Annotated in this window: 12 protein-coding genes; 3 read left to right on the top strand and 9 right to left on the bottom strand. The window is 67.6% G+C overall.

Features of this window, described 5'->3' with window-relative positions:
• Window positions 1-44: 44 nt before the first annotated feature.
• The gene (locus tag OV287_RS56650; RefSeq protein ID WP_373371887.1) at window positions 45-947 is read right to left on the bottom strand and encodes a type VI immunity family protein; all 903 of its coding nucleotides are present in this window, start codon (window positions 945-947) and stop codon (window positions 45-47) included.
• A gap of 15 nt (window positions 948-962) precedes the next feature.
• Entirely contained in the window at window positions 963-1,817 is an 855-nt protein-coding gene (locus OV287_RS49970; RefSeq protein WP_267541165.1) for a hypothetical protein, read from the bottom strand.
• A 37-nt stretch (window positions 1,818-1,854) separates the two neighbouring features.
• On the opposite strand from OV287_RS49970, the gene OV287_RS49975 reads away from it, so the two are divergent.
• Entirely contained in the window at window positions 1,855-3,243 is a 1,389-nt protein-coding gene (locus tag OV287_RS49975; RefSeq protein WP_267541166.1) for a hypothetical protein, read from the top strand.
• A gap of 18 nt (window positions 3,244-3,261) precedes the next feature.
• Here OV287_RS49975 and OV287_RS49980 read toward each other — a convergent pair whose 3' ends face one another.
• Complete coding sequence (locus OV287_RS49980) at window positions 3,262-4,422, bottom strand: AAA family ATPase (RefSeq protein WP_267541167.1); 1,161 nt, start codon at window positions 4,420-4,422, stop codon at window positions 3,262-3,264.
• A gap of 240 nt (window positions 4,423-4,662) precedes the next feature.
• Between OV287_RS49980 and OV287_RS49985 the strand changes: the two genes are divergently transcribed.
• Both OV287_RS49985 and OV287_RS49990 read left to right on the top strand, forming a co-directional pair.
• A complete protein-coding gene (locus tag OV287_RS49985) occupies window positions 4,663-5,112 on the top strand; it encodes a hypothetical protein (RefSeq protein WP_267541168.1) in 450 nt (149 codons plus the stop codon).
• Between the two features lie 110 nt (window positions 5,113-5,222).
• Window positions 5,223-5,936 carry an esterase family protein gene (locus tag OV287_RS49990; RefSeq protein ID WP_267541169.1) on the top strand — a complete coding sequence of 238 codons (714 nt, stop codon included), beginning with the start codon at window positions 5,223-5,225 and terminating at the stop codon, window positions 5,934-5,936.
• Between the two features lie 10 nt (window positions 5,937-5,946).
• On the opposite strand, the gene OV287_RS49995 is transcribed toward OV287_RS49990, so the two are convergent.
• From OV287_RS49995 to OV287_RS50020, 6 genes are all read right to left on the bottom strand, one after another.
• Window positions 5,947-6,315, bottom strand: coding sequence for a hypothetical protein (locus OV287_RS49995; protein WP_267541170.1), 369 nt, complete (start codon window positions 6,313-6,315; stop codon window positions 5,947-5,949).
• Window positions 6,312-6,869, bottom strand: coding sequence for a papain fold toxin domain-containing protein (locus OV287_RS50000; protein ID WP_267541171.1), 558 nt, complete (start codon window positions 6,867-6,869; stop codon window positions 6,312-6,314). The genes OV287_RS49995 and OV287_RS50000 overlap by 4 nt, the downstream gene beginning before the upstream one ends.
• Window positions 6,869-8,248, bottom strand: coding sequence for an MATE family efflux transporter (locus tag OV287_RS50005; RefSeq protein ID WP_267541172.1), 1,380 nt, complete (start codon window positions 8,246-8,248; stop codon window positions 6,869-6,871). Before OV287_RS50005 ends, OV287_RS50000 begins: the two co-directional genes overlap by 1 nt.
• A gap of 125 nt (window positions 8,249-8,373) precedes the next feature.
• Window positions 8,374-10,431, bottom strand: a complete 2,058-nt coding sequence (locus tag OV287_RS50010; RefSeq protein ID WP_267541173.1) for a beta-propeller domain-containing protein — start codon at window positions 10,429-10,431, stop codon at window positions 8,374-8,376.
• A 198-nt stretch (window positions 10,432-10,629) separates the two neighbouring features.
• A complete protein-coding gene (locus tag OV287_RS50015; protein WP_267541174.1) occupies window positions 10,630-12,165 on the bottom strand; it encodes a putative metal-binding motif-containing protein in 1,536 nt (511 codons plus the stop codon).
• Window positions 12,162-13,043, bottom strand: a complete 882-nt coding sequence (locus OV287_RS50020) for a hypothetical protein (RefSeq protein WP_267541175.1) — start codon at window positions 13,041-13,043, stop codon at window positions 12,162-12,164. Before OV287_RS50020 ends, OV287_RS50015 begins: the two co-directional genes overlap by 4 nt.
• Window positions 13,044-13,070 lie beyond the last annotated feature (27 nt).

The raw sequence follows: 13,070 nt of genomic DNA on the forward strand, positions 1-13,070 counted from the left end.
AGAGCCTACCTCACCCGGTGGTTCGGGTTCTCCGGGGGGCTCCGTCACTCCAGGAAGCGGCGGTCCCAGCGAAGCAGTTCCTCGGGGACCGGGCGGCCGAACATGGATTTTCGCCGGTAGAGGCAGGGCTCGAGAACCCGGGCGAGCACACGGTACGGGGCGAGCCGCGGATCCGCCTCCACCTCCCCCACCTCGGGCCGCTCTCCCAGGGTGATGAGCACCCGCTCTCCGCTCATCTCCTGGAGCGTGATGCCTGGGAGCGCCAGACGCTCGCGCAGGCCGGACATGCCACCGAGCTCGCCGAGCACCGGCTGCCCGAGGAAGTTCATCCAGTGCACGCCCTCGACACGGGTGCCCACGTACATGGTGGCCCCGCTCGACGTGAGGTGCACGCCCGGGTAGCGCGAGCGGATGAGTTCGAGGGCGCCGACCTCATGGAGGAGAGACGAGCAGAGGATGAAGTCCACATACCCCGAGGCAAAGGGAAGCTCGACCGCCAGCTCGAGGGCGAGCGCATGCACATGCTCCGCTCCCCGTTCCTCCAGGAACTCCGTGGGCAGGCGCAGGTACAGGACACACACGTCCTCCTTCCGCTCGGGCCAGGGGAGGGGGACAGGGGACAATCCGCGGTAGTCCACGAGGAGGTCATCGACTCCAGGGTCTTTGCCCTCCAATCTCAGGGAGCCGCTCCCCCCAGGTTCCGCATCCAGCGTCTTGCGGCGGGTTCTTTCCCAGGAAGCATCATCGAGCGGCTCGGCCTGCCCGTCCCCGGTGTCGTTCCAAACGAACGGATAAGGCCTTATCCGTTCCCGGAAGCATTCCACGGCACGAATGACGGCGGGGGCGATCCGCTCGTTGGGATGCGGAATATAGAAGCATATGAGCAAGGCATCGCTCGCGCTCAGCCATCCACGCTCATTGTGGTACCGCAATCTCGGATAGCGCATAGCTGGTCTCTCGTTCTACTGCCCCTTCGGTATTGATACTCCGCCACGAGGGGAAACGAGCAAAGGCTCCACATTGAGGGCGAATCTATAGAGGTCACCCTGGAACCAATCCTTCCAGTAATCCCCTTGCCCATACGTTTCCCATTTCGCAGCATTGGTCTTCGGGCACGGGAACTTGAGATCGTACACGTGGATGACGACGTTGTTCGCATCCAGCAGGACGATGTCCGGCTCGATGGTTCCGCGCAGCCCCGACCACCCCTGGTGCGTCACGATCTGGCTCATCATGTCCTCGGGCATGTGCTCCCACGCTCCCGTCTGCTGGTTGACGTAGAACCGTGGGTGGAGCAGGTACCTGTCCTTCCCCAACAGTTTGTCCAGCGCCTTGCGCAGGCACGGCCAAGCCATCTCGTGCTTGAGGAGTCCCAGGTAGGCAGCCCACGTCGTCCTCTCCCCCACCTTCACCTCCTGACACTGTGCCCACGTCGGGCTCTTCCCGCCGAAGTGGTAGTCGTTGACCTCCTGCTCCGCCCGGCGCACGCACCGCACGATCTCCCCTTCGACCTTCTTGAACAGGTCCATCGCCAGTTCCACGCCCCGGCGCTCGGCGGAGCCGATGTGCACAGCCTGCGCCCCCATCACCACCACCGTGCCGACGGCGGCCGCCTTCATCAGGGGAGAGGTCTTCTCCACCCCGGCGGCCCGCGCCAGCTCGGACGAACCGGTACAACGTTCCCACTGACCGGGGTTCTTCTTGAGACAGCACTCCGGGGTCAGGTCCCGTGGACCACACTCCATACCGAGCGTGGACTCATCCGCCTCCGACAGACACCCCGCCTGGAGCATGGCCAGGAGCACCAGCAGCCGCACGAGCCCACTTCTTGCGTTATGAAGCCTGGAGGCTACCATGGAGGTCACCGTGACGAAGCGCGAGAACGGCGAGACGGAACCCGGGAGCAAACAGCCCTCCATGGTAGCTGGAAGAACAGGCAATCGCTGGTCTCGCCGCCGTCTGCTGCTGGGAGCCCTTGGGCTGGTGTCCGCCGCGGCAGTCGGCAGCCAGCTTGCCCTGGATGGGTTCGATGAAGAAAAGGCGAGCGCGGACGAGGACCCCTGGGCGAATCTGTCGCAGCAGCGCATCTGGCTCTGTTTCGCCGGCCACCGGGGTGCGTACTCCTTCCTGGACCGACTGCTCCAACCCCCCATCCACAGGACGAATGCGCCCGCCCGGTTGATGCGGGCATGCCTCTACCTGGAGCACGGCTCGCTGGACGCGATGCGGCACGACCTGCGGTGGCCCGAGGTGAAGCACACGCCGGAGGCGGCCCTGTTGCTGGCGCTCGCCGAGCGCCGCTCCCGGTCCCCGGATTGGCGGCATGCCTTCTTCGAGTCCTGGGACGCGCTCGGGCGTCCGGATTTCAGCAAGAGCCCCCTGCTGCCCGAGCCCGTGGAGGATACGCACCTCCTCCCTCTGGTGCATGACGAGAAGCTGCCATTCAAGGGACCCCAGGGCCTGCCACTGCTGACCGTCATCCCGGAGCAGGAGGGCTTCCTGGAGTGGGGGCCCGGCCAGGTGCGCGCCAGCGACTCCGTGCCTCTGCTCATGGCCCTGCGCGAGCGGCTGGCGTTGCTCGGAGCGGAGGAGCCAGCGCGCCAGCAATTGCTGCCCGCCGCGGAAGCGCGACTCACTCAGCTCACCAGCTCCACTCCCTCCACCCTCCAGCTCGCCCTGCGCACCTTCCTCGCGGAGCGTCCCCCCGAGGCCCTCCTCCAACGCCGCGACCTGGAGGCCCTCGAGCCGCTCGTCTCCCTGGAGTGGAAGCAACCGTCCAGTGAGCCTTTCTTCCAGGAGATGCGTGAGTCCCTGAAGGACGTGTTGCTGCTGCCCGGCCACCATGCCTTCCTGCTGGCCACCTGGGCCCAGGGAGTGTCACTCGGCCAGGAGCTTCAGCGGCGCGCCCGAGCCAGCGCTGCCCACATCCTCGAGGACGAGCGGCGGTGGATGGGGCGGCTGCTGTGGGAGGTGGGTGCCCGTCTGCGAGAGCAGCGCTCGCGCCTGGAGCTGGAGAGGGGGCTGCTGCTTCAGGTGTACGGCTCCGAGCTGACGGGGCACAGCCCGACGCGGATGGAGAGCATCGACCTGTGGGTGGAGCTGGGCAGGTGGGAGGAGGCGCTGAAGCGCTCGGGCTTCAAGCGCTGGCCGCTGGCCTCGCTGCATGAGGAGTCCCGCGCCCCCCGGCTATACGACGAGCACACCTGGCTGAAGGCCTTCGCGGGCAAAAACCCGCTGCCCTGAAGCCACCAGCGTGAGCCCTCAAGCCGCTTCCATCCGGGGAGCCACGGCCAGGGCCGCGCGGAGCTCCTCGCGCACGGCGCGCAGGTCCTCGGGGAGAGCCTCGGGGGCAAAGCCCGCGTCCATCTCTCGCGCCACGCCCTCCAGCTTCAGCCTCCAAGAGGCGAGGGCCTCGGCGTCCGTATCCAGGGGCCGAGCGTCGAGCACGGCTCGCCCGGCCTGGGCGATGCGCTGAGCCCGCGCCCGGGGGCCCGCGCTGGCCTCGAGGGCGGCGGCAGCCAGGGAGGGGTTCTCCGAGTGCGCGAGCAAGTCGCGCAGCACATCACGCGCGAGAGCCTGAGCCTCCTTGGTAGGCACGGCATAGACGAGGGGCCACAAGTCCGCCACGCTCGGCGTGGAGCGTCCGGCGAGTGCGGCGGCGGCAGCCACCAGCCGCTGAGCCTTCACCATGCGCCGATCGCTCAAGCCAATGCCGGCACCGCGCAAGGTGCGCAGCGCGTGGGCCAGGTGGGGGCGCACCGGTCCGAGGTCCGCCTCGCGCGCCGCCTGGGCGAGCACGTCCACGGCCTCCAGGGAAGCGGTGCGCGCCGACTCGGCCTTCCAGAGCGAGGCGCCACCGGCGAGCAGGTCCTCCAGCCGCGGGTCGGGCACGGGCTCCACGAAGGTGCGGGCGAGGAAGCGGTCAGCGAAGGCGGCGAGCGACTCGTCCTCGGGCAGGGCGTTGGAGGCCCCCACGCACACGCGCAGGGGGCAGCTCATGCGGGTGTGGCCGCGGCGGAAGACGCGCTCGTTGAGCAGGCCCAGCAGCGTGTTGAGGATGGCGGTGGAGCCGAGGAACACCTCGTCGAGGAAGGCCACCTCGGCCTCGGGTAGCATGCCGGCCGTCTCCGTCTCCACGAGGCCCTCGCGCAGCTTGCGCAGGTCCACCGGGCCGAAGATTTCAGAGGGCTCGGTGAAGCGGCCCAGGAGGTACTCGAAGTAGCCGCCGCCGAGCGCCCGCGCGGTGCGGCGCACGGCCTCGCTCTTGGCGGTGCCAGGAGGACCGATGACGAGCAGGTGCTCGCCCGCCACGGCGCACAACGCCACCAACTCCACCATGGCCTCGCGCTCCACCAGGCCCTGGCCCGCGTCGGTGAGTGCGTCACGCACAGAGGTGGCGGCCGCGTCGAAAGAGAGTGACATGGAGCGGGACTCTACTCGGCTCGCGTCGACGAGCTAACGCCCACCGGGAAACGTACCCACTGTATGGGTAGACCTGACGGGGCGGGTCTGGGCTAGACTCCGCCCCGCATGCGACACGTTGCGAGTCTCGGAGGCTTGGTCGTTGCCCTGTGGGCAGGGACATCTGCAGCGGGGGGATGGCGGGGTTACGCCGCAGCCAGCACCGGCTTTGTCCTGGATCATACCTCGGGCGTCCGGGCCATGGGTGGTGCGGTGCAGGTCTACGTGGGAGCGGAGACGCCCTTCGGCCTGTCACTAGGAGTGGTGGGTGAAGGCGCCGAGACGTGGGGCGCAACCATCCAGGGCCAGCAGTTGCAGCTGGACTACCGCTCGCTGGGGCTGGAGCTGAGGCTGCGCTTCCTACGGGACGGCGGGGTGAACCCGTGGGTGGGGCTGAGGGTGGCGCAGAGCCGCTCGACGCCGCTGACGTTCGACGACCTGGGTAGCGTGCCACGGCGGATGCTGCACGATGGGCTGAGCACGGCCGTGCGCCTGGGGTTGGACACGTGGCTGGGAGAGCACCTGGGGATTACCGCCTCCACGGCGTGGCAATGGTGTGACGTGCGGGTGGACAGCTCAGAGAGCCCGTCACTCGACGCGTGCGCCAAGCCGCTGCACAGCATCCTGATCGGCCCCACGGTGCGCTTCTAGGGACCCAGCCCGCCCCCACCCCGCGGGCAGGTGTTCACTGTCGCGCGCCCCGCCGGTACCAGGCGGAAGTGAGCCGCCCGTGGCGCGAGGGCGGCGGGTAAGGTGGGCGCATGAATCGCGAATATCACCGCTGGTATAGCTCGCGGCTGGGCCGGGACATGGAGGTGCTGCTCTTCGGGCACTCGGGCGAGCCGGTGCTGCTGCTGCCCACCAGCAAGGGGCGCTTCTATCAAGCGGAGGACTTCGGGCTCATCGGGGCGATCGCGGACCGGATTCAGGCGGGACGCTACGTCGTGGTGTGCGCGGACTCGGTGGACGAGGAGAGCTGGTTCAACACGTCCATCCATCCGCATGACCGGGTGGCGAGGCACGAAGCGTACGAGCAGTACCTGCTGCACGAGGTGGTGCCGCTGTTGATGTCACGCAGCACGGGAGGCCGGCTGACGCTGGGCGGGTGCAGCTTCGGAGGCTTCCACACGTACAACATCGGGCTGCGCAACCCGAACACGTTCCGGCGGCTGGTCTCGATGGGGGGCAAGTTCGAGACGGAGGACTTCCTCGATGGCCACCACGACGAGAGCGTGTACTACCACTCGAGCATGCAGTGGCTGCCGGGGGTATCGGACGCGGCGCATCTGGCGGCCTTGAGGCGGGTGGAGATGGTGCTGGCGGTGGGCGAGCACGACTTCTGCCGACCGTCGAACGAGCGGCTCTCGAAGCTGCTGTGGTCGAAGGACATCGCCAACCACCTGGCCATCTGGTGGGGAGGCACACACGACTGGCCGGTGTGGCGGGAGATGATTCAACACTACCTGCCGTGGTGAGGGCGCGGGCTCAGACGCCCTGCTGCTCACGCTCACGCAGGGCGACGAACTCGGCGACGAAGTCGAGGAACTTGCGAATGGCGCGCTCGTGGTCGCCGTCGCAGTCGTTCAGGTACTTCACGTCCCAGCCTTCCCCAGGGAACTCGTGCTTCACGTCGCGGAGCCAGTCGTGAAAGAGACCGTACTCCTCGTCCTTTATACCGTTGGCGTAGTGACAGGCCCGGTAACCATCGATGAATGCCACCATCCGGGTGACGTTGATTTCCCCCATGTTTAGCAACAGGCCCCTGGTCTTTTCCTGCCGCAACCGCATCAGGTAGTCGAGCAGGTACACATGGCGCCGAGGAGCTTGGCTGTCCGAAGCATTCCCATCATTCATGGTGTGGAAACCACCTCCCAAACGACACCCTGGCGAGCATGCAATCGGGAAAGATAATCGGAAAGCGTCATCCCGAGCGGCCCCGTATACGCATCGTGAACCATGTCCCCAACCCGGACAGCCACATGGTACCCAGTGCGGGAGACAGGGGCGTCCTTCCCATTCGCCAATTCGAAAACAATGTAGTCCTCACGTTCTCTTGCCTTGAACGCGATGTATTGCGGCGTCTGGCCCAGCTTCAAGAACGCGGTGTGGATGATGCGGGCTACCTGCTGACACCTGCCGGCGGCCTGATTCGCCACGCCGTAGGCTCCCTGCAGGTCCATCAACCATGCCGGTGCCACTCGCCCCGTATGGGCCTCGTACATCGCGATGGCGCCAGCGATATCGCCGCGGGCCAGGTACGCCATCAGTTTGACCCGGGTGGTGTCCGCGGACAGCACGCTGGACTGAACCAGCGTGGCCGCCAACGCGGGCGATGCCGCCTGAACCGGCGCGGACGCGGCTCCCGCTACCAGCAGGAGCCCGAACACCAGCACTCGAAGCCTTCGCATCACGCTTCCAGCGGCTGGAGGGTGCCGGAGCTCTGACGCTCGAAGCGCCAGAAGAGCGCGAGCGCCACGACGGTGAGCCCCGCGCACAGGCCCCACCAGATGCCCACCACGCCGAGCTTCAACCCGAAGCCCAACAGCAGCGCCACGGGCAGGCCCACCAGGTAGTGCCCCACCATGTTGGCGATGAAGGTGAAGCGCGTCTCCCCCGCCCCGCGCAGCACGCCCGCGCCCACGCCCTGGATGCCATCGGAAATCTGGAAGACGGCGCACACCATCAGCACCGGCACCACCAGAGGCATCACCTCGGGCGGCGTGCCCATGACGTGCGCCAGCGACTCGGGGAACAAGGCGAACACCAGTGCGCACAACGACATGAAGCCCGTGCCCGAGGCGAAGGCCATCAGCCCGCTCAGCCGTGCCTGCGGCGTATTGCGCGCTCCCACGGCCCAGCCCACCCGCACGCTGCCCGCGTTGCCAATGCCCATCGCCACGGAGAAGGAGAGGCTGCCAAAGGAGATGGCAATCTGATGCGCGCTCATGCTCTCCGGGCCCAACCACCGCGCCAGCACGCCCGCCCCAGAGAAGACCCCCACCTCCGCCGCGATGTGCAGACCAATGGGCATCCCCACCCGCAGCGCCTGGAGGATGTCCGCGCGCACCGGCCACACCCAGGAGGTGCCCCCAGCGGCTGGCGTCAGACGCACCGACCACGCAACGATGCCCCATTGCACCACGCACGCCATCAGCGTCGCGATCGCCGAGCCCTTCACCCCCAGCGCCGGCATCAGGCGCAGCGGCCCACACCACGCCGGCAACACCTCTCCGCCGAAGACGAACAGGATGTTCGCTCCCAGGTTGAGCAGGTTGGCGATGACCGTGGCCACCACCAGGGCCCGGGGGCGCGCCGTCGCCTGGAGATAGGCACGCGTGGTGATGAAGAGCAGCAGCAGCGGCAGGCTGGGCGCTCGCCAGGTGAGGTAGTCCCGCACCTCGGGAAGCTCCGCGAAGTCCACGCCGAAGTAGGGCAGCACCCGCGGCACCACCACCAGCGGCACCGCCAGCACGGTGCCCACCATGACGGCCAGGTAGCTGCCCTGCCACAGGAGCACCCGCGCACGTGGCGCATTTCGCGCCCCGAAGGCCTGGGACACCAGCGGGTCCACCCCCATCATCATCCCGATGGCGAAGCTGCTGAGGGCGAAGAACACCGCGGAGGACAGCCCCACCGCCGCCAGGGCCTGCGTCCCAGCTCGCCCCACCACCGCCGTGTCCACGAAGCTCATGAGGGACTGGCCCCCCTGAGCAATGGCGATGGGCAGGGCAAGCCTCCAGAGGGCTCGGAACTCTTCGCGGCGGTTGGGCAGTGGGGCGGACGACATGGGCGCGAGGGGCCTATAGCGGGTTTCCACCGCGGATGCGCGGGCTGCCTTCGCGGACGTCCCAACCCCTGCTCGCCTGACCCATCAGCCGGCCGCCTGTCTGGCAAGCGGCCGGCCAGGCCCCTTTACTGGATGAAGGGGCTGAAGCGCGTGGTGGCCAGCGGCTTGGAGAGGTTGCTCACGTGGGCCACGCGAACACCCGCGTCGGTGATGGCGTACACGTAGTCGTCCGCCATCACGCTGCGGCGCACGTAGGGCGTGTACACCCAGCTCCACTGGTTGTAGTTCACCGTCTGGTACATGTCCCTCATGGAGATGGCCCCCACCGGGCTGAAGCCGTTGGCCAGGTCCACGCGGAACACTCGCAGCTCGCTCACGAAGTTGTTCCAGTAGTCCCCGGAGTACTGCGACGACCAGTCCATGAAGGGAATGGCCAGCAGCCCCTTGGCCGGGAAGTAGTTGAAGGCCTTGTGGTCATAGAGCGCTTCGCTCCAGCTGTAGGCGGTGCCCACCACCTGCGTAAAGGCCTCGCGAGGCTGAGCCATGTCCGTCACGTCGAAGAGCGTCAGCTTGATGGCCGTGCCCCAGTTGCCGCCCTCCGCGATGTGCACGCCCACCGTCAGCAGGTGCGTGTCCCCCACCGGATGGATGTACCGAGAGAAGCCTGGAATCTTCAGCTCGCCCACCTTGCGCGGGTTCGCCGGGTCGGACAGGTCAAAGGTGAAGAGCGGATCCACCTGCTCGAACGTCACCACGTAGCCCTTGTCGCCCACGAAGCGCGCACTGAAGATGCGCTCGCCCTTGGCCAGCTCCTCGCTCTGCCCCAGCATCCGCAGCTGGCCGTCCTCCGGCACATAGGTGAAGACGCGGTTGGTCGTCTCGGTGCGGCCCCACTGGTTGCCAGCCTCCGCCACCCGAGAGGTGATGGTGGTGGCCACCCGCAGCACGCCCTCGTGCTCATCCATGCTGAACTGGTCCAACAGGAAGCCCGGCACCGTGGCGCTGGCCGCGTACGAGGCCCGGTCCGGCTGGGTCAGGTCGAGCTTGTGCACATAGGTGTAATCCGTCTGCCCCGCCTCCGGCCACCACCACCAGTGGGGCGTAGCCATGTAGAGCGAGGTGCCATTGGCGTACACCTGACCCGGCTCGGTCACCAGCGAGACGCGGCCCGGCGCCTGGAAGCCCTGTGCGTCCAGGTTCAGCGAGGCCACGGTGACAATCCCCAGCCGGGTGGGCGCGTTCGTCTTGTGGAAGTCGCGGCAGTCATAGCCCACCGTCTCCACGGTGCCATCCGACCGCTTGCGCCGGCCCTCGGGCAGCCACTGCGGCAGGGTCTGCGCGCGAATGAGCTGCTCGTTCTCCACCATCAGTCGATCAAGCTCCTTCTCCAACCGCGACTGGTCATCCCAGAGGTCCCGGGAGTAGTCGGGCCACCAGCGCACGCCAGCGGGCCAACGGAACGAGTCGCGCATCACCAGCCGCGCCGAGCTGCCCGCCAGACGCGCGTCGTGGTAGCCGCCCGGCAGGTACAGCTCGCCCGTCACTTGAGGCGCGGCGAGGTCGGACACGTCTACCGTCGTCACCTTGGTGGTTGGGGCTCCGTAACCGCACGGGCCCATGGGCGAGCAGGCCACCGGCAGATCCTTGCCTCCGCTCGAGCCCGAGTCCGGTGCATAGATCTCGGAGAAGACGACGACCTTGTTCCCGTGGAGGAACATCTGTCGCGGCCAACCCTCGAGCGTCAGCGAGGACTCCGCGCGCAGCGACTCGGCCGGCCAGGAGCGATGCGCGTACAGCTTCTGTCCGGAGAGGACGAAGATGCGCGTGCCATCGTTCTTCACGAAGTCCGCCTCGTCCACGCCCTCCACCTGGTTGTTGGTGCCGGTATGCGCATTCGGGCCACCGGAGCCAGTGCCGCCGCCCCCTGCCGAGTCCTCCGCGGGCGCGGGCTCGCCGCCGAACCAGCCGCCCCGCCCCTTCCAATAGGACGGCTTGGAGCGCTCCATGCTCGAGCGCATGTCGAGCACCGCGGCGTCCTCGATATAGGACTCGAGCGCCGCGCAGCTCTCGAAGGACTCCATCCGCGCCTTCATCTGCACCGGCTCGTTCTTGGGAATACTGCTCTCGTCGCTACACGCCGCCAATCCCAGCAGCGCGAGCGCCCATCCACCCTGTTTTGTCATGTCCGTGACTCCTCGAACTCGTCTTCCGGCCTGTCGTCTGCCGGGCTGATGCGTCGCCGGCTTCTGCCACCCGTGTGCCAGGGGCCGGAGGCTTCACGGGAGGCCCGAAATTTCGCGGAGTTGGACTCATACGGACAGTGTGCGGAGCCTCGAAAAGTCGAGACCCCTCGTCCGCAGCAGCCGGAAAACCGAGAGGTGCTACGGGTTGCAGAAGGTCAGGACGTGCGCCTCGGTCACGGAGAACCCCACCGCCAGCGAGGACACCGTCGAGGGCGGCGGGAGGTCCTGGTTGTAGAGCAGGTGGTGGATGGAGTCGGGCATGACGATGAGCGACTCGGAGAGGGTCGGTTGCCCGGGCGGCTGCAGCTCGGTGTACGAGGGCGCCTTGTCCGCGAAGGTGACGGCGGTCAGCGCGTGGCTTCTCATGTTCGAATCCTGCCACCTCAACAGAGCATTCTCGGGGATCGCCGCCCCCGGCTGGGCCACGAGTTGCATGCGGCGGATCCGGTGCCCATAGGAGAAGAACTCCTGCTGCTGCTGGGCACAACCCCTCTCCTGGCACCTCAATGAGGCGATCCAGGACGAGTCCGACGAGGTGTCGGCCGCCACGAAGTAGACGGTGTGCTCCCAAGGGTCGCCCTGGAGCGGAAGCATGAAGGGCGAATGGACGTCGGGGTCGTTGTTGATGAGATGCTCGAGGCCCAGCGCGCCCTCGTTCGTGATGGTGAGCGTGTAGTTGGATTTGGTGATGACGCCGCCGGAGGGGAGCATGGAATATCTTTCGTAGGCCACCAGGAACTCCTCCCCCTTGCCGCCCACCGTGGCACTGAACCAGCGGTCCTCGGGCCAGCTCGGGTGCACGGTGCCGAGCGCGATGGGGCCCTTCCGGCTGCCCGCGTCGAGATTCCGGGAGACGATGACCGCGAAGGACTTGTTCGCCGCCAGGATGAGCACGAGGACGTGGGACTTGTTGATCGCGACCCGGAGCTGCTGCACCGGGATACTGCTATCGAAGGGCTCGACATGGGGAATGTCGAGCACCTGGGTCGTGATGGGGAAGCCGCTCCCATCCATCAGGGTCAGCAAGACCTGATGGACGAACGGTTCCGTGCCCACCGGGGACTTCACGCCCAGCCACGCCGCGGCGACCGTGTCTCCATGCGCCGCGAGCACGGGCATCTTGAAGGACATCTGGGGATGGGCGAACGTCTTCGCCTGCATCCAGGTGCCATCGGCCCCGAGGGTCCTCGTCACGAGCTTGCCGTCCTCCGACGTCAAGGTGAGCAACGTGCCCCGGGTATCATCGGAGGAGCGCCTCACCGCGACGGCTGCCGCGGGGGCGCTGTTGTCGTGGTTCCGGGTCAGCTCGAGGGCCCCCTTCCAGTTGTCAGCCGAGCCGTCGCAGTCGTTGTCCTTGCCGTCACACGTCTCGCGCACCGGCCCCACCTCTGGCTGGCAGGCGCCGAAGGTGCCATCCGCGCCGCACAGCTCCGTGCCCGGGCGGCACTCGCCCACGCTGGAGCCACAGGCCCGGCGGTCCCCAGGCTTGCAGTCCAAGCCCTCGTAGGGGATGCACTGGTCCTCGAAGCACACCGAGCCCGGCGCGCACGTGTTGTGCTCCGCGCTGCACTTCTCGATGGGGTGCTCCTTGTCGAGCTCCTCGATGGTCGGGACGGTGCAGGCGAAGGCGCAGGTCAGACAGGACAGCAGCAGGAGCTTGGAAGCGTGGCTCACGGAGAACCCCCTCCCGTGGAAGTGGAGGCAGGAGCGTCGGAGCTCCCGGGAATGAGGAACGTGGCGAGTGCCCCCAGCGCGGCGGCGCTCGCGGTGCCGAACAGGATGTTGGCGATGAGGGCCTGATCCTCGGCGCTCTTCAGGCGCGAGGTGCGCTGATCATAGTAGTCGGCTTCCAGCGCGAAGCGCACGTTGGTGGCCGACTGCAGGCCGAAGAAGCTCGCCGCGCCGCCAGCCAATGCGCCCGCTCCGAGGAACACCAGCGGCAGCACCGGACGGCCGGACGACCTCTCCGTGCTGGCCGTGGGGACATAAGCGGGCGCCTGGGGCGGCGGCTCCACACTGGAGGTGAGGCCGGGGGACTGCACCGGGCGATCTGCCGGGGCCTGCGCGGTGGCCGCGGGCGTCTGGGTGCTCGACCCGGAGAGGCCCAGGTCGGCCAGGACGGACTGGCGCACGTCTTCGAAGTCGCGCTCCACCTTGGGGGACACCTTCACGGGCAGCTTCGCGTCCGCCTTCAGGTAGAGACCCGTACGAAAGGCAGACAGCGACTCCTCCCGCCGCCCGAGCTCCGCCTGGACAATGCCCTGGTACAGGACCACCGGCACCTCCTGCTCGACGCCCTGCGCCAAGGCCTTGGCCCGGGACAGCTGCTCCAGAGATTGTTCGTACTCGAAGTTCTCGTAGAGCCGGACGGCGGCATCGAACGCGCTCTGGAAGTCCACCTTGGGAGCCGGGGTCTTGCGAGTCGGCGTCTTCCGGGCAGGTGACTTCCGGGCGGGCGAGGGAGCGGCGGCGAGCGCCTGGGCAGGCATGCATGCCGCGAGACAGAGGGCGAGCACCCGCGCTCGCCCTGTCCGAAGGGAACTGGCTTTCATGATGCATCAACGTAGCAGCAGGGAGCC

Source organism: Archangium lansingense, from assembly GCF_026626635.1.
In the GTDB taxonomy this organism is placed as follows: domain Bacteria; phylum Myxococcota; class Myxococcia; order Myxococcales; family Myxococcaceae; genus Archangium; species Archangium lansingense.